The sequence below is a fragment of the Herbiconiux gentiana genome (genome assembly GCF_024978135.1).
Taxonomy (GTDB): domain Bacteria; phylum Actinomycetota; class Actinomycetes; order Actinomycetales; family Microbacteriaceae; genus Herbiconiux; species Herbiconiux gentiana.
Map to the genome: position 1 here is coordinate 299,695 of NZ_JANTEZ010000003.1, position 15,333 is coordinate 315,027.

18 protein-coding genes and 1 pseudogene are annotated in these 15,333 nt (G+C 60.8%); 11 read left to right on the forward strand and 8 right to left on the reverse strand.

The genetic code is table 11. From position 1 onward, the window contains the following. Positions 1 to 105: 105 nt before the first annotated feature. Positions 106 to 995 (forward strand): annotated as a pseudogene (locus NVV95_RS08475) (helix-turn-helix transcriptional regulator). A 199-nt stretch (positions 996 to 1,194) separates the two neighbouring features. Here NVV95_RS08475 and NVV95_RS08480 read toward each other — a convergent pair. From NVV95_RS08480 to NVV95_RS08500, 5 genes are all read right to left on the reverse strand, one after another. Beyond that, positions 1,195 to 1,542 carry a type II toxin-antitoxin system PemK/MazF family toxin gene (locus tag NVV95_RS08480; RefSeq protein WP_259486112.1) on the reverse strand — a complete coding sequence of 116 codons (348 nt, stop codon included), beginning with the start codon at positions 1,540 to 1,542 and terminating at the stop codon, positions 1,195 to 1,197. 11 nt (positions 1,543 to 1,553) lie between these two features. Then, positions 1,554 to 1,778 (reverse strand): ribbon-helix-helix domain-containing protein, encoded by a 225-nt coding sequence (locus NVV95_RS08485; protein ID WP_259486113.1) that lies wholly within the window; start codon positions 1,776 to 1,778, stop codon positions 1,554 to 1,556. A 160-nt stretch (positions 1,779 to 1,938) separates the two neighbouring features. Further along, positions 1,939 to 2,466 (reverse strand): MFS transporter, encoded by a 528-nt coding sequence (locus NVV95_RS08490; protein WP_259486114.1) that lies wholly within the window; start codon positions 2,464 to 2,466, stop codon positions 1,939 to 1,941. A 294-nt stretch (positions 2,467 to 2,760) separates the two neighbouring features. Next, positions 2,761 to 3,708: a hypothetical protein gene (locus tag NVV95_RS08495; protein WP_259486115.1), complete on the reverse strand. Its 948-nt coding sequence runs from the start codon at positions 3,706 to 3,708 to the stop codon at positions 2,761 to 2,763. Positions 3,709 to 3,761: 53 nt separating this feature from the next. Continuing rightward, positions 3,762 to 4,616: a restriction endonuclease gene (locus NVV95_RS08500; RefSeq protein ID WP_259486116.1), complete on the reverse strand. Its 855-nt coding sequence runs from the start codon at positions 4,614 to 4,616 to the stop codon at positions 3,762 to 3,764. A gap of 317 nt (positions 4,617 to 4,933) precedes the next feature. On the opposite strand from NVV95_RS08500, the gene NVV95_RS08505 reads away from it, so the two are divergent. Genes NVV95_RS08505 through NVV95_RS18470 form a run of 4 tightly spaced genes read left to right on the forward strand, consistent with a single transcriptional unit; the run spans position 4,934 to position 9,164 of the window. Continuing rightward, positions 4,934 to 5,437 carry a pyrophosphohydrolase domain-containing protein gene (locus tag NVV95_RS08505; protein ID WP_259486117.1) on the forward strand — a complete coding sequence of 168 codons (504 nt, stop codon included), beginning with the start codon at positions 4,934 to 4,936 and terminating at the stop codon, positions 5,435 to 5,437. 29 nt (positions 5,438 to 5,466) lie between these two features. Beyond that, positions 5,467 to 6,849: an ImmA/IrrE family metallo-endopeptidase gene (locus tag NVV95_RS08510; RefSeq protein WP_259486118.1), complete on the forward strand. Its 1,383-nt coding sequence runs from the start codon at positions 5,467 to 5,469 to the stop codon at positions 6,847 to 6,849. Beyond that, positions 6,836 to 8,488: an adenylosuccinate synthetase gene (locus NVV95_RS08515; protein ID WP_259486119.1), complete on the forward strand. Its 1,653-nt coding sequence runs from the start codon at positions 6,836 to 6,838 to the stop codon at positions 8,486 to 8,488. The genes NVV95_RS08510 and NVV95_RS08515 overlap by 14 nt, the downstream gene beginning before the upstream one ends. 37 nt (positions 8,489 to 8,525) lie before the next feature. Further along, positions 8,526 to 9,164 carry a DUF7002 family protein gene (locus tag NVV95_RS18470; protein WP_375163802.1) on the forward strand — a complete coding sequence of 213 codons (639 nt, stop codon included), beginning with the start codon at positions 8,526 to 8,528 and terminating at the stop codon, positions 9,162 to 9,164. A gap of 1 nt (position 9,165) precedes the next feature. Here NVV95_RS18470 and NVV95_RS08525 read toward each other — a convergent pair whose 3' ends face one another. Beyond that, complete coding sequence (locus tag NVV95_RS08525) at positions 9,166 to 10,125, reverse strand: dCTP deaminase/dUTPase family protein (RefSeq protein WP_259486121.1); 960 nt, start codon at positions 10,123 to 10,125, stop codon at positions 9,166 to 9,168. Positions 10,126 to 10,335: 210 nt separating this feature from the next. Beyond that, on the reverse strand, positions 10,336 to 11,949 hold the full coding sequence (locus NVV95_RS08530; protein WP_259486122.1) for an SIR2 family protein: 1,614 nt from the start codon (positions 11,947 to 11,949) through the stop codon (positions 10,336 to 10,338). A gap of 467 nt (positions 11,950 to 12,416) precedes the next feature. On the opposite strand from NVV95_RS08530, the gene NVV95_RS08535 reads away from it, so the two are divergent. The 5 genes from NVV95_RS08535 (at position 12,417) to NVV95_RS08555 (ending at position 14,091) form a co-directional block, all read left to right on the forward strand. Then, the gene (locus NVV95_RS08535) at positions 12,417 to 12,623 is read left to right on the forward strand and encodes a hypothetical protein (protein ID WP_259486123.1); all 207 of its coding nucleotides are present in this window, start codon (positions 12,417 to 12,419) and stop codon (positions 12,621 to 12,623) included. Between the two features lie 30 nt (positions 12,624 to 12,653). Continuing rightward, positions 12,654 to 12,836, forward strand: a complete 183-nt coding sequence (locus NVV95_RS08540; RefSeq protein ID WP_259486124.1) for a hypothetical protein — start codon at positions 12,654 to 12,656, stop codon at positions 12,834 to 12,836. 250 nt (positions 12,837 to 13,086) lie between these two features. Beyond that, complete coding sequence (locus tag NVV95_RS08545; protein ID WP_259486125.1) at positions 13,087 to 13,590, forward strand: helix-turn-helix domain-containing protein; 504 nt, start codon at positions 13,087 to 13,089, stop codon at positions 13,588 to 13,590. Positions 13,591 to 13,792: 202 nt separating this feature from the next. Next, positions 13,793 to 13,909, forward strand: a complete 117-nt coding sequence (locus NVV95_RS08550) for a HepT-like ribonuclease domain-containing protein (protein ID WP_259486126.1) — start codon at positions 13,793 to 13,795, stop codon at positions 13,907 to 13,909. 26 nt (positions 13,910 to 13,935) lie between these two features. Beyond that, entirely contained in the window at positions 13,936 to 14,091 is a 156-nt protein-coding gene (locus NVV95_RS08555; RefSeq protein WP_259486127.1) for a hypothetical protein, read from the forward strand. Positions 14,092 to 14,376: 285 nt separating this feature from the next. On the opposite strand, the gene NVV95_RS08560 is transcribed toward NVV95_RS08555, so the two are convergent. Next, positions 14,377 to 14,874, reverse strand: coding sequence for a hypothetical protein (locus tag NVV95_RS08560; RefSeq protein ID WP_259486486.1), 498 nt, complete (start codon positions 14,872 to 14,874; stop codon positions 14,377 to 14,379). A gap of 162 nt (positions 14,875 to 15,036) precedes the next feature. On the opposite strand from NVV95_RS08560, the gene NVV95_RS08565 reads away from it, so the two are divergent. Continuing rightward, complete coding sequence (locus NVV95_RS08565) at positions 15,037 to 15,324, forward strand: carbohydrate ABC transporter permease (RefSeq protein ID WP_259486467.1); 288 nt, start codon at positions 15,037 to 15,039, stop codon at positions 15,322 to 15,324. Positions 15,325 to 15,333 lie beyond the last annotated feature (9 nt).

The window sequence follows — 15,333 nt, forward strand, 5'->3', positions numbered from 1 at the left end:
TGGATCTTCAGTCGACACCCGCGCGAGGGAACGGTGAGAGGGCGGTGTTATCCCGGTTATGACAGACACTCTCTCCGGCCCGCACCCCGGGCGTAGCGTCGTCGTATGGACAACCGCGACGACATCCAGGCGTTCCTGACCGCCAGACGGGCACGGATCACGCCCGGGCAGGCCGGTGTGCCGCTCCACGGCGGCCGGCGCCGAGTCCCCGGCCTCCGGCGCGAGGAAGTCGCGATGCTGGCCGGCGTCTCGACCGACTACTACACCCGCCTCGAGCGCGGAAACCTCACCGGCGTCTCCGACAGCGTGCTCGCTGCCGTCGCCCAGGCTCTGCACCTCGACGACGCGGAGACCGAGCACCTCTTCGATCTGTCGCGCACCGCGAATGCGGGCATCCGGGGGCCCCGCAGACGACCGTCGCAGCCGAAGCTCCGGGAGAGCATCCAACTGCTGCTCGACTCGATCTCGGCGGCACCGGCCTTCGTGCGGAACGCGCGGAGGACTTCGTCGCGGGCAACCTGCTCTGCCACGCCCTCTACTCGCCGCTGTTCGCCGCCCCGGAACGGCCGGTGAACCACTCACGGTTCATCTTCCTCAACCCGAAGGCCCGCGAGTTCTACGACGACTGGGAGCGCGCCGCGAACGACAACGTGGCGATCCTGCGCACCGAGGCCGGCCGCAATCCCTATGACCGGGGCCTGTCCGACCTGGTCGGAGAGCTCTCCACCCGCAGCGACGACTTCCGCACCCGCTGGGCCGCCCACCGGGTGAGCCTGCACCACTCCGGCGTGAAGACCTTCGTGCACCCGGCCGTCGGCGAACTCGAGCTGATTTACAACGCCCTCGACCTCCCCGCCGACCCCGGACTCACCCTCACCGTCTACAACGCCGCCCGCGGTTCGGCCACCGAGGAGAAGCTGCGCCTGCTGGCGAGCTGGGCTCTCACGCAGACCGATGTCGCGTTTCCGACGATGGCCGCAGACGCCGCCTCGTGAGCCGCGAACTCCGACCGGGGCCGCGTGGAGGCGCATCTTCCACGAAATGCCCCTATTACCCGTAGCTGAGCGCGCCGACCCGAATGTGCCCCGCCTGCCGCCGACGGTGTGGGAATCACGGGACGACCCTGCCGAATGCGCGGCCCGCGCCGGCAGACTGGCGGAGCGCGACCTAGCACACCTGACGCGAGCCGGGCGCCTAGAGCGACAGGTGGAAGCGCAGCGCGTGGTCGACCTGCTGCATCACCCACCCGGGCGCGGCCCCCCGGATGCGCGCAAGCCGCTCGACCGACACGGTGCGCACCTGCTCCGCCTGCACCTTGGAGGTGCTCGTCAGACCCATCGACTCGAGCGCCTCGCCGTCAACCAGGAGCACCTGGAACTCCCCGCGCGCGTTCGTCACGTTCGTGGTCAACGGCACGATGGTGATCGTCCCCCGGCCCGTCATGGTCGCCGCCTCGTTGGCGCCGTCATTGCTGACCACCAGGCACGGCCGCGTCTTCGACGCCTCGCCGGCTTCAGCCGGATCGAGTCGAACGTCGACCACGTCTCCGCGTCTCATGCCCCCAGGCCGTCAGCCTGGGCCGCCTCCCACGCACGAGACTCTCCGGAGTCGATCCACTCACCGTTGGCCATCGCGTAATCGCTGACCGCGGCGCGCTCGCGGGCGATGCGAACGAGATCGTGGATGGCAGCCGATCGGTTGCCCGACCTGGCGCGCGCGAGCTCGTCGATGTACTCGAGATCACTCTCCGATAAACTCACGCTCAACTTGGTGGTCATACCACGATGCTACCAGGGTCGGATCACGCGCAGCGAGGCGCAAGCACCACTAGGCAACCGATACCGTTCATGCGATCGCAACAGACCGGTGGGCCGGCCAGTCGTCGCCGTTTGTGGTGGAGTTGGATACGCCGCGCTTGAATCCGCGCGCCCACCACGGCTACGCAACCCCGGCCACCCCGCCGGCCACGAACGCAACCCGCCACCCCCACTCCGAAGTCCCCGCCCGATCGCTGACCAGCAGCGGCACCAGCAGGCACGCCTGAGCGATCACGAGACCACCGACGATCGTGGCGGCCTGGAATGAGGGGAAGAATTCGCGGTGGCCCCACGTGCCCGACTCCGACAACAACACCGTGGCGGCCGCGTACTCACCCCCGGTGGCGATGCCCTGCAGCAGGCGCACGACAACGAGGATCACGGCCGCCCACGCCCCGACCGCGCGCTCGGTCGGGGCGAGCACGAGAGCGACGGATCCGGCCGACATCAACGTGACCGCCGCAACGAGCGCCCGTTGCCTGCCCCGCGTGTCGGCGAGTCGGCCGAAGAGCCAGGAGCCGAGCGGGCGAACCACGAACGTCAGGGCGAAGAGCGCGTAGACGTAGATCAGCGAATCGGGTGAGTCGGCATCGAAGAACTCGGTACGGAAGTACGGAGCGAAGGTGGTTATAGGTGGACGTCGGACCACTGCACGATATTGGGCACCGACCCCGCCAGGATGACCCCACCCGAGCGCGACGCTTGGGATGACCCGACTGCGTCCGACGACGTGGGAATCGCCCGATGACCAAATCGAATCCGCGGCATCCAACGATCGGGGGATCCGATGGGGCAAGCTTTGAGTCGCGACGCCGCGTTACGCGCCTTCGGGGTCGAACTAGGCGACCTCCTTCGCCCTTGCACACCGAATGAACGCTGCGCATCTGAGAGGGGGATAACAAGCACCGGGTCCTCGATTCGAGCACCGAGTATCACGAATCGCTCACTGGATGGCATCCAACTCTCTGCGCAGCGCAAACGATGCATCTTTGGGGGTCCACACGACACCGTTCACGCCGGGCGGGAGAATCAATATCTCCACATTTGAGATGACCACTTCTACTTCTTTAGAGAGTGGCCTGTCGCTGAGATTCAAAGTCGCACCATGTGACCACTTGATTTCCACCACCAGCTCGCGATTCACCGTGCGCACGATAGCGTCACCCGCCTGGGCCGCTCGCAGGGGCAGCACCTCTCCATACTGATGCTTCAATGCCCTCAGCACCTCGGTCTTGTATGCGGATGCATTCGCGCGACGAGACTCAGCAGCCGTCCCGGCTTGCTGGAGCGCATACCTCAGGACAGCTGAGGAAGCACCCTCCAGATTCGACTCATCGACTTCTTGAACCGACTCTGCGCTGACTCGAGGTGTATCGTCAGGCATTCGATCATCCGACGCAAGTGACTCCCCTCGACGATTTGTCGTGCTTGAGTCGTTTCCGAGCTTCTCGCCGCCACGTGACCGTAGCAGCTCGTCGACCACACCTCCGACGGCGTTCCTTTGAATTTCAGTGCGCGCGGCCGTCGCGAGAGCATTGAGGGTGTCGACGGCGGCTTCATAAGACAGACTCAATTCCGTCGGGTTGCGCGGTACCCCTCTATCGCTTGCCCATTCAAAGGACTGCCACCATCCGGCATCCGCGTCACGTTCTCTGCTTGCTGTGAGCTGAAGGGAGATGCCTGCGAGACCGATGCCCGCGGCAACGACGGCTCCCAGAACAGCCGCGCCTGGGCTCTTGATCCAACCGCCGAACCACCCAACCACGGGATTGTCGGCTTCGCTGTTGACCCAACAGATTGCAAGCCCGCCCATTGCCCCGGCGATCAAGGCAGTCAACAGGATAACAATCCACCACACCAATCGCATTCTCGTTGACTTCTCAAGACTCATGTTTCGATCTTGGCGTACGGCGGGGCTGAATCAACTGCGGAAGATCGGCTTGATCACCGCTCGTTTTCGCCTTGATGCGTTATTGGCTTCGCCGGCGCTTCGGACTGAGCCAGCGAGTAACCACTAGGCCGGCCCATCAACAGGTCAACGGCCATTGTGACTGCGAGCGCGTCTTCCGGAGAGACCTCGTACTCATCCCGGGCTCGCTGATCAGCCGCTGCGAGGTCGCGGATTTCCTGCGGCAGACCGACCTCGGCTTGGGCGAGTCGCCGCTCTAGGTCGCTGAGCAGCACTTCTGCAACATCAGCAGCAGACGATTTCGTTTTTACCGGGATCGGAATACCAAAGGGATGTTGAGGTGGAAGCGTGCCAGCAAGGGCATCGACAATCAGCCCGGGAAGCAATTGCAGAATGATGGTGCCGCTGTAGCCACTGGCAAGACTCTCGGGGCGGAGTCCAGTTGCCTCGCGATACGACTTTGGAATTGCCCAGTACCTTGCCTGAGCGGAGGACAACCTTTCGGGTAAGGCCATCAATCGTCTCTGCACGAGAGCAGCCGCAGCCTCAATCCGAAGCTTCGCAAGCGACGTAACGACGACGTTGCTCTTGTGCGTGGCCTGAATGGCACCCTTCTGAAAGCCACTTTCGGCGATCAATAGGCCTCGATCCGCTCCCACGTCCTCTACCACCGTGCGAAGCGAGAGCACTTGCACCTTCTTTACGCGCGACTTCCATTGCTTGCACTCAATTAGCCACGTGAGATCTAGTCCAGCGTGCTCATACGTTGCCAGGACGTCGATGTCATGTCGGTTTCTGACCCCGTCCACTGAAACATCCGTCTCAGCGTTGAATCCCAAATCTCGAAATACGTCCGCGGCTTCCTCTTGATATTCCTTCCACGCAGGCACACGACAATCCTGTACTGACCCGGAGCGCCGCAGCAACCCTGCCGTCATTCATGGGACCAGCCTTAGCTCGTACACCAACCAAACGTTCGAGCGGCGAGTCGGCGTGTCCAGTCCGCCGCGACGCCTCGCCGCGAAGCATCACGACGTCACCTCGAGTCCTCGGCACCACCCGGATGAACTCCGTCCACGGACTTCAGAGCACCGATCGTGACGGGCACGACGACTTGGTGCTTCAAGCCGACGTAGGCTGTCAGTATCGCTTGGCGCCATAAGTGAGGTTGCGTGGCTGGACCTGGAGGGCGATGAGGAAGCGAATAGTGAGCGTGAACTCCGAAACCGTGCATGAGTACCACCAAGAGGAGTTCGAGCTTGGACTTCCGCCAAAGCCTCAGCGCGTGTTCGTGCGTCGCGGCACCGGGGTTAGCGAAGCGATCATGCTCGTCGCTGAATTCCATCACGCGTTCGATCTACCTGTTTCAAACCGTCCTCAGCGGGTACTCCCGTTCGGGCTTGCAGACCTCCGCGTCGACCTCCTGGAAGAAGAAGTCGGGGAGCTGCGGGAGGCTGTCGAAGCCAGCAACCTCACGAAGATCGCCGACGCGCTTGGCGATATCCTCTACGTGACATACGGCGCGGCCCTCACCTGGGGCGTCGATTTGGATGCGGTCCTTCGCGAGATCCACCGGTCAAACATGACGAAACTCGGCTCCGATGGAAAGCCGATTCTTCGGCATGACGGGAAGGTCTTGAAGCCGGACGGCTATACTCCCCCGAATATCGAACGCGCTCTACTCGACCAACCACCACTCTTCCTGGACTAAGAGTCTGTTCTTCTCGCTAAGCTCAGGATGTGGAGAAATCTCACGGCGGTGAGTGGCGCAATTCGTCCGTGATCGCGTTCGCTGGCGACAGCGACCCGCTTGAAGCCGCAAGCGCGGCAGCAAGAGATCTGCTCAGGACAGCACAGACAGCCGACGTGCTGGGGCCTCCAGTGGACATATTTGGCCTCGCCCGCGCTCTTGCGATCGAATTGAGGCCTAGCGCTGAGGGATGGGACGCTAGCCTTCATTCGCGGTCGGGGCAGTTCGTCGTCGAGTACGACCCAACGAGACCCAAGGGCAGACTCAGGTTCAGCATCGCGCATGAGATCGCCCATACATGCTTTGCTGACGCTGGCGAGTCGATCCGTCACCGTACCGCCCAAGGAGCAGTCCCTGACCCACAGGGCGATAGCTGGGAAGTCGAGCTACTTTGCAACTTGATTGCGGCAGAGATTCTGATGCCTACAGAGTCGATTCAGGGTCACCTCAACAGCGACTTCGATATCGATTTCCTCATGGAACTTCGGCGTCGCTGGGACGTATCGACCGAAGCGATCTTGCGAAAGTACGTCACAGATTCGGGACGTGAAGGCGTCCTAATCGCAACGTCTCGCGTCGATGGTGAAGCGCGCTCGATTTTTCGAGTGGATTATGCACAAAACCCCCCGAGCATCAGTGGCATGTTGGGGACACTTTTCCACCATGGACAAATTCTCGATCAACCTAATTTGCTCAACACCTGTGTGGCCGTCGGTCAGACGGTCCGAGGCACGATGATCCAGGGTGGCGTGCGGCTCTCCGTGCAAGCAGTTGGCGTACCGCCCTACCCTGGGTCGACGTTGCCTCGAGTTCTTGCATACATACAAAGTGAGGAGGAATACGAGTCAGACCGAGGCATCATTCATGTTGTGGGAGATATTCTCGACATCGATCAGGCCTCTGGACCCGCGCTCGTCGCGCACATTGTGTCCGATGAAGTCCGACAGTGGTCAAATTGGGGTGTCGCAGGTGCGCTACGTCGGGCCTTTCCCGATGCCGCAGGGTCGTTTCGTGCGTGGACCATTTTTAGTCCAGAGCACCTAAGGCTCGGGCGGGTTCATCTCATCAGCCGATACCGTAACCACCAGCTCATCGAAATCGCCAGCATCGTGGCACAAGCGGGATACGGGAGTTCATTCGATTCGCGATTGGATCTGGAAGCGATGTCAGTTGGTCTCGATGTCGTCGCCAGTCGCGCAATCGAGCTGGATGCCACGGTGCATGTTCCTCGGCTGGGTGCTGGCCAGGCCGGAGGTAGGTGGGATCATGTCGAAAGGCTATTGGCCGAACGGCTCGCATCCAAGGGCGTCGAGGTAGTAGTGCACACTTTGCCGTCTCGCACGCCCGAGCAATGGGGAAATGATCATGCTTGAACGGGCAAGCAGAACACCCAGAATTGTAGTCATCAGCGGTTCGGTCGGCGCTGGAAAGTCGACGCTAGCGCGCTTGCTAGCGGGCAACTCTGACGCTTTGCTGTTCCGAACGCAGGATCTACTCTTCGAGTACGCCGCTTCTGCGGGCACGGACCTAGAAGCGGACCGGAAGCAACTGCAGGATTACGGTGAAGCTCTTGACTCGCAGACGAAGGGTCAGTGGGTAGCTGACATGGTTGCCGCCGGCGTCGCCGAGGCGGCTGAGATGCCCGGTCTCGTGATCGTCGATTCCGCACGCATTCTCGCTCAGGTTGATCGACTCCGAGACGCATTCGCGGAAGTGACACATGTACACCTCAGCGCGCCACGCGATGTCCTTGCGATGCGCTACGAGGACCGCCGTGGGCGCTCGGGACTAGTTGAGCTGGACGGATTCGATGCCGTGCTCACCAATAAAACTGAAGCGAATGTCCCACTTCTAGGTCGCGATGCGGACGTTGCGATTGATACGTTGCGCAGCACGCAGCAGGACGTATTGACGCGCGTTGCGGCTGCGCTTCGCTTGCGTGCGCCTAGATCGAGCCGGCTAGTGGACGTCATAGTTGGGGGGCAGTATGGAAGTGAGGGAAAGGGAAACATCGCGTTTCATATCGCTTCGGAATACGGACTACTCGTTCGCGTTGGAGGCCCCAATGCCGGTCACAAGGTTCCAACTGACCCGGTATATACCCATCGCCTACTGCCATCCGGCACACTCGCAAATCCTGACGCAAAGTTGTTGATCGGACCGGGCGCAACGATAGATGTCGCGCTTCTCCTGCAGGAGATCGCTGATTGCAACGTGGAAGTCGGCAGACTATTCATCGATCCGCAGGCAATGGTGATCGAGGACCAGGACAAGTCTTCCGAGCTCGCGATGAAAGCATCGATTGGATCAACGGGAAAAGGCGGCGGCTCTGCAGCGTCCAGACGAATAATGGGGCGTCTCGGAGATGGATCGTCGGCCGTGCGCTTGGCAAAGGATGTCCCCGAACTACTGCCGTGGCTTCGCCCCGCGAGCGAAGTTCTGGATGCGGCATATAAGCGAGGGCATCGCGTGTTGCTCGAGGGCACTCAAGGAACCGGTCTAAGTCTTTACCACGGCGAGTATCCCTTCGTCACAAGCCGTGACACGACGGTTAACGCTTGTCTTGCTGAAGCGGGAATCGGAATCCATCGCGTCAGGAGATCCATCATTGTGGTGCGGACATACCCGATCCGCGTTGGCAGCCCCCCTTCAGGCGACTCTGGACATATGTCTCAAGAGCTCACGTGGGACAACATCGCAGAACGGGCGGGATTGAGTGGCGAGCTTCTTTCGGAGCTAGAACGAGGTTCTGTGTCGCGCACCCAGCGCCGAGTCGCCGAATTTGATTGGGCTCTCCTCGAACGCGCCTCCGAATTAAATGGAGCAACCGACGTCGCGCTGACATTTGCGGACTACCTCTCCGAAGGGAACGCGTCAGCTCGACGGTATGACCAGTTAAGCGACGACACGATCAATTTTGTGGAGGAAGTGGAGAGAGTTGCAGGTGCACCGGTTTCGTTGATTGCGACCGGCTTCAACCGTCGAGGACTGATCGATCGAAGGGAATGGTGAGTTGGACGACACCACACTATTTAGCAATTACCCGCGCTTGTTTCATATGGCGTCTGCAGGCAGCTGGGACTCCATCAAAGAATTCGGTCTCCTCCCTACGAGCCAACTGGTTGGGTCAGCTGGGTTAGACACCGCTGCCCAGACTGCACTGTTGAATGAGCGCCGTCCGAAGACCGTCACGTTCACGCACCCTGAGATTGGCAGCGTGTCCGTAAGAGACCAAGGCCCGCTAACACTGTCCCACCTGCGCCGTAGTTTGACTGACATGACAGAGTACGAATGGTTCGACGTACTCAACGGCCGCGTGTTTTTTTGGCTACATCCCAACCGGCTAAGCGAACTTCTCCAGGCAAAAAACTATCGCCACCTCGAACAGGACGTAATCACGGTCGACACAGCGAAATTGGTGGCGCGGCATCGCGATGCCGTCCGCCTGTCGCCTATAAATTCCGGCGCTACACTTTGGCCTACCTCTGTCGAACGAGGAAGTCACACCTTCAAGTCCATAGACGACTACGACTACGCGGAGAGGCGCCGGGGTCGTAGCGTGCAGAAAGCGATAGCGGAGCTGGCCGTAGTCGGAGGAGTTCCGGACGTCGTGGATTTCACGCTTCGAGTAGACCGCTATCTGGGACCGCAAAGACTGCACACGATCTTTGATATAGCTCATTGTTAGATCATCCGGGGGCAGACGTTGACTGCAAATGGATGATCTCGACGCGGAGTTCACCGAGCTGTTTCTGCACATCGATGAAGTAGACCATCAGACCAACAACCACCGCCAATACGGCCAAAGACGCGCCGATACCTAGGTTTCTTGCCCAGCTGCGCGCGGCGGAAGCATCCCTCTTAGCCCTCCGCGCATTATTAGCCATCGCGTCCGAGCTGCTCGCCGGTATTGGAAGGTTGCCGACCGCGTTGTGGACATAGTCGCTTACCGTGCGACCTCCAGTCCGCTCGGCTGGAAAGTTCACGTAAGCACCGTGGCGCACTACTGACGAAGACCGAGTAGCCCAGTCTTTATAGGGGCTTAGCTTCGTGAACTCGATCCAAATTACGCCTTCGCCGCCCACAATCTCGTAGTCGTTTTCCGTGAGGTTATGGAGCGGCAGAGCGATTCGCCCGACAAACCCAGGGTCGATGAGAGGGCCAGTACCGACTAGCAGGCCTTTATATACATGGTCGATCTTCAGGTTATGCCTTAGCGCGATGTAATCAGGAAGCCTGAAATACGGCTCGACTGTCAAGAACACGATGCTGTTCCGCGGCAGCACAAGTTTTTCACCAACCCGCAGCACACCCTGATGAAGTTTGCCTTGATTTGTGTAGAAGTAGTCTCCAACTGCCGCGACCTCGTAGCTTGCCGACTTCAGCTTGTCCGGTCGAAAAGGCCAGAGTAATCCGGTAGTGGATACGTAATCCGCGATATCGGCACTATTGAGCAGTGCAGATGGGACTTCAGGGAATGGGTCGGAATCCTTCCATCGCTCAAATCGTTCTGCGGCCTCGGTGTCGTCCGCAGCAACGTCCACCGCCAAATTGCGATCACGGGCTTGATGCCGCTGGGCGATGCGAGCTGCCTGACGAATCGCCTCAGGGCTTGTTTCTTCTCGACGCCGCTTTAACCGCTCGAACATGTCTCTCCCCAATACCCAGTTACTAGATTCGCGAATTACGCCAATTTCCTACAGCCAATCTCCCCTAGCTCCCGCTCGACACCTCACGCGTAAGAACGTAGTGAACTACGACCAGTTCACTTAGCCTGCCGACCCGTCGCAAATTCCTCTGCACAGTTCCAGGCTATTGATGCCATTGGTCTCGTTCCGTTGGGGTATGCCAGACGCCCCCTAATATCGTGGCCGTCCCAGCTCCACCTGCACGCGTGCACGCAGCGCGCCAACGTCACCTGCGAAATCGTCTCCGTACACGAGGCGGTCAAACTTCGAGCCGGCCTTCGCCAGCGGAGTTCCGGGCGCACTGTTCCCGACAAGTTTTGGCCACAGATATTTGCCGAGTGCAATGACGTCCTCTTCGTCGTACGCACATCCAGTCGAAAGATTCTCGGCATACTTCGGGTGAGCGATGAGGAGTTCACGAAATCCCATCTCGGCCCAGCCCTCAGGACGTTTCCCCGGGTACGGCTCGAGCACAGTTTCGCCGCCCAGTAGCGCTCTTGCGCGCGTGGGCAGAGTCGTTTCCTCGAGCGGAACTCCATGAAGCTCGGCCAAGAACCTCGGGTAGAAGATCGGGGAGAATTTCGCGTTGCGAAAACTGTGCGAAATCAGACTCCCGATGTGTTCAATGTTGTGGTCCGTAGCCCCCGCGATCATGTCGAGGAACAGCTCGGCCCGACTGTAAGCTGTGTATCCCTTCTCTCCCAGCCTCTCAAAGGCACCAACGCCGACCACAACTTGAACATCGTCAATGTCCTCGCCTTCCTGCAAGGGGAGCACATGGACTCGCTCACTCGACGTGTCGGAGTAGGCCATCTGGGTCACGCGCTCGCTTAGATTTCGCAGTAACTTGACGGGGTATTGCTCCGGGAGCTCGGCAAGGACGTCGTAGACACCTCCGAAGTCATCTATCCCGAACTCTTGCACCCCGAAGGTGTAGCCAGGCACAGTAATGCTTGAACTTGACAAACCTTTGGCTCTTGCGGCGCTGACGCGCCCAACAAAGATGAGGCGCTGATTGAAGGTGTCGAGTTGTTCCGGCGACAGACACGAAACTAGTGTCCCAAGCAATTCCAAAATGTGAGGGTCACGGAGGCTGTAACCGACAAAAATCACCGGATGCTCGACAAAAAGCGTCATGATTTTCGCGATCAAGTATGGATTTTTTTTTCGGTAGGCGACGTAGTCGTCGCCCGTGAACACGAGGGATGTGGGCTTCTCCACTGAGCCGTGAATCTTGTAGATCTCGCCGACGTATTGCGGGGATGCGAACAGAACATCCTGCTGCCCTACAAAAACACTAAAGTCCGGAAAGGACTCCTCTAGGACGCGATCGTAGTTAGTGGTGATGATCGCATGGGCTTTCACTCTTCCCAGTTTTTCGCGTTCCACCGAAACTTCGAGCTCGGGCTCGTCACCAAGTGAAGCAATGTGCCTTGCGATCATGAGCTTTAGAGGATCCCCGCCATCGGGTAGGGGCTCAACGTTGTTTTCTCGAAGATCTTTATACTTCTCGGTCGTCCACCACTCCTGGTGGAACTGTTGCGCGATCAGTGTGGCGATCAACGGCAGACGGTCTTCTTTCGGAGTGTCGGCGCGGAGCTGGCCGGAATAGTAGTCGAACGGGAACTGGGTAAGGCTGGCCGCGTATTGCACAAGACCCTCCCAGTCCGGAGACCCAAGGTAGCGACGGGAGAGACCCGATCCCACAAACAAAACCGGCAAGGTGACACTTGCCCCCAGCAGCTCGGCTAACTCGTCGAGACTGTCCATTCCCCCGTCAGTCATTTACTTAGTAGATCATGTGCGACGTTTGCGAGGTGGGCGCGACGCGTCGGCCGAGACATGAATGCATCCCAAACTATTTCCGATTCGTCATTCGTCAGGCGGCCCACGCTCTGGGAGACCGCGGCGGGCGCGCTGCCGAGCTACGTGGTCCCTCCTGGGGGTGCCCGCACCGCAAGTGCTACGCCATCAATAGCGAGGGCCGCGACAGACTGTCCCGACAGGGCGCCATCTGGTCCGACTTCGCCGGGTCCATGTCGGCACCGCTGGCCGAGACCCCACCGAAGCGCACGAACGGTTCTGCAGCCGGTTCCGACGCTGCCGGCAATGTGGCATCCGGGTGCCCCGCAGCGAGATGGTCTACGGTCACCGCGCCTGCTCCAAAAACCTTTGGTTCAAGGAGACGTTCGACGCTTTCGTGGACTAGACGAAGGACTCGACGGCGCCATCCGGCTCGGTAGCATGAGCGCATGATCGCTCTCGCCGCATCAGCACGAGCGCTCAGAGTGTTCCAGGTCGTGTGGGTGATCGGCTTCCTCGTGGGGACAACCACGCACACGGCGGATCTCATCGTCGGCGGAGTGAACGCCTACAGCGACTTCCCTCTCGGCGTCCGGCTGTTCTGGGTGTCACTGGCGTTCCTGGATCCGGCCACCGCTGCGCTGATCATCTTTTGACGGCGCTCCGGTATCGTGCTCGGAATCGTCGTGATCGTCGCCGACATCGCAGTGAACTGGACCGTCTTCTTTGTGGTCGGCGGACTCTCGTTGTTCGGCGTCAGCAGTCAGAGCCTCTTCGCGGTGCTCATCTTGGTCACTGCTCGCCCCCTGTGGAGATGGTTCGGGCCATCGTCTCTAGGAGAACGCGCCGACCTGAACAGGGATGCCTGACCGCCGACGACTGCGAGACGGTCGGCCAGGCCTGGAGCCGGAGCTGGCTGATGCTGCCGGAGACGAGGGTTCCGATCAACTCTTTGAGCGCCGCACAACCCACCGGAAGTGCAAGTACGGCGACTCGACGATGAAGCGCGCAAAGAGCGGATTCTGATGAGTCGTATCTCTCCCTGCTAGTTGTGAGAGATGGACCGATCGTTTGTGAGATAGCGCATTGTATGTAACTACGATCCGCTATATTGACTACATGTCGTCTGCAGCCGAACTTCTTCGAAGCGCGCGCGTCAGGGGCGGGCTCACCCAGCAGCAGCTTGCCCAGAGGGCCGGCGTGACGCAGAGCGTTGTGAGCGCCTACGAGAGTGGGAAACGAGAGCCGTCGCTCAGTACTCTCCGCCGACTGGTGAATGCCACCGGACTGCACCTCGAGACCCGCGTGACCGAAGGGCACCCCGCACCCAGGCCGAACTTGCGCGAGTTGGTCCACACGCACCGCGACGAGCTCGGTGCAGCGCTCGGCTCCCTCGGTGCATCTCGCATCCGGCTGTTCGGCAGTGTGGCGCGTGGAGACTCCAATGAGCAGAGCGACGTGGACCTGCTTGTGACGCTCGACGCAGGCGTGGGACTGTTCGCGTTGTCGCGCATGCGCGGCGAAGCGGAGCGAATCCTCGGAGTCGACGTCGACGTCGTACCCGAGGACTCGTTGAAACCGGACGTCCGCGAGAGCGTTCTTGCTGATGCGGTGTCGCTGTGAGCCGCAGCGACCAGAGGCTGTTGGAGGACATCTCCGTAGCCTGCGAGGCGATCATCGACTACGCCAGCCGAGACTCCGCCCCGGAGGATCTCGTGTTCGATGCCGTGCGCATCCGACTAGTCGAGATCGGCGAGGCCGTGAAGGGCTCACCGATGGCATCAAAGCACGCGAGCCGGAAGTGCCGTGGAATGACATTGCGCGTATGCGCGACTCTCTTGCGCATCACTACTTCGACACTTCGCACGCGATCGTGACCGAGACCGCCCGGTCTGATGTGCCGGCGTTGCACGCGGCCGTGCTGAGGTTGCTCGAACGGTAGAAGCCGGGGGATAGATCGTCGTTCCAATGATCATCGACGAACCGGTGGCCGCCGCGGAAGCACCCGCCAGCTACGAGATGGCGAGGGTATCCCCCGGGCTCACCTCGAGGGCCTCTATGCCCCGGGTGCGCAGTAGGGCGTCGATGCACTCGCGGCTGCTGGCCACGATCGTGCTGTCGTAGTCGATCTTGGCGACGACGAACCAGACGCGATCCGCGGGCCACCAGAGGTTCGCGAGCTAAGACCAGGGCCATGAGCTGAACGAGTTCGTCGCATCCTCGATCGGGCCTTCGAACAGGCCCGTGAAGCGACGGTTCGACTCGAAAATTTGTACGTTCGGAAGGAGCTCGCTGCCGCCGAAGCCCTCCCACGGGGCGAAGAAGCACGCATCTAGACCCCCTCCACTCGCTCCGCAACGAAACTGGACGCCGTTGCAGCGCTGGCCTGAGAAGTCGCGCTGAATCTCATCACCCCTTGGCCATGCACCTACCCAGATCGACCCCTGCCCGAACCAGGGCATCGACTTTCTCCTGGCGCGTTGTCGGAATGGCGAGGCCGTTTTCGCTCAAGCAGGCGTCGAGGAGAGCACTGTCTGCCTGCTCGTCCTGATGGGCGGTCTGCCACGACTCGTCGACGGCCGCGAACTCGATCTGGTAGCAGCGGTCTGCCGTGCCGTCATCGGTCGCCTGCGCCAAATAGCGGTAGTCGATGATCGCGGTGCTGTTATCCCGCACCTCCACGATGTAACCACCCGCAGTCATGCACGCCTGGAATGCCGCGAAACCGGCCTCATATTCGGCCTCGTCGACGACACCGTCGGCCAGCGCGTTCTCTTGCGCGAGGGACGGAGGGAAGACCCCCACCCCCCGTGTTTCCTCGCCGGCATTCGCGGCGACACCCGCGCATCCGCTCAATCCGAGACCGGCGAAGACGAGAGCAGCGCTGATCGAGGTGGTTCGTTTCATGGTTCGCATCAGATCTCCTTAAGGGCTGCTCGACACCCTGGCCGGCGTCATCCTGCCGTACATCGTGATGCCGATGAACATCTTCCTCGCCCGCCAGTTCTTCACCTCGGCCCCGCTCGAACTGGGCGAGGCGGCGCGGATGGACGGCGCCGGGAGCTGCGCATCTTCGTCAGCGTCTACCTGCCGCTCGCCAGACCACTGATCGCGGTGGTCGCCATCTTCTCGTTCACCGGAGTTTGGGACGACTTTCTCTGGCCGCTCGTGGTCACCAGTTCGCAGGAGGTGCAGACGGTGCAGCTCGCGCTGGCGCGGTTCCTCGGCAGCGGCAACGTGCAGTACGGGCCGTTGATGGCCGGAACGGTGATCGCGACCGTGCCGGTGCTGATCGTCTTCCTCTTCAATCAGCGCAGCTTCATCTCGGGGCTCTCCGACGGAGGAGTGAAGGGCTGACGCCGGCCC

Excerpts from the sequence above, each read along its gene's own strand:
- NVV95_RS08485 (WP_259486113.1), bottom strand. The coding sequence starts at position 1,778 with ATGACCACCAAGTTGAGCGTGAGTTTATCGGAGAGTGATCTCGAGTAC.
- NVV95_RS08495 (WP_259486115.1), bottom strand. The coding sequence starts at position 3,708 with ATGAGTCTTGAGAAGTCAACGAGAATGCGATTGGTGTGGTGGATTGTT.
- NVV95_RS08515 (WP_259486119.1), top strand. The coding sequence starts at position 6,836 with ATGATCATGCTTGAACGGGCAAGCAGAACACCCAGAATTGTAGTCATC.
- NVV95_RS08525 (WP_259486121.1), bottom strand. The coding sequence starts at position 10,125 with ATGTTCGAGCGGTTAAAGCGGCGTCGAGAAGAAACAAGCCCTGAGGCG.
- NVV95_RS08530 (WP_259486122.1), bottom strand. The coding sequence starts at position 11,949 with ATGACTGACGGGGGAATGGACAGTCTCGACGAGTTAGCCGAGCTGCTG.
- NVV95_RS08535 (WP_259486123.1), top strand. The coding sequence starts at position 12,417 with ATGATCGCTCTCGCCGCATCAGCACGAGCGCTCAGAGTGTTCCAGGTC.
- NVV95_RS08545 (WP_259486125.1), top strand. The coding sequence starts at position 13,087 with ATGTCGTCTGCAGCCGAACTTCTTCGAAGCGCGCGCGTCAGGGGCGGG.
- NVV95_RS08550 (WP_259486126.1), top strand. The coding sequence starts at position 13,793 with ATGCGCGACTCTCTTGCGCATCACTACTTCGACACTTCGCACGCGATC.
- NVV95_RS08555 (WP_259486127.1), top strand. The coding sequence starts at position 13,936 with ATGATCATCGACGAACCGGTGGCCGCCGCGGAAGCACCCGCCAGCTAC.
- NVV95_RS08560 (WP_259486486.1), bottom strand. The coding sequence starts at position 14,874 with ATGAAACGAACCACCTCGATCAGCGCTGCTCTCGTCTTCGCCGGTCTC.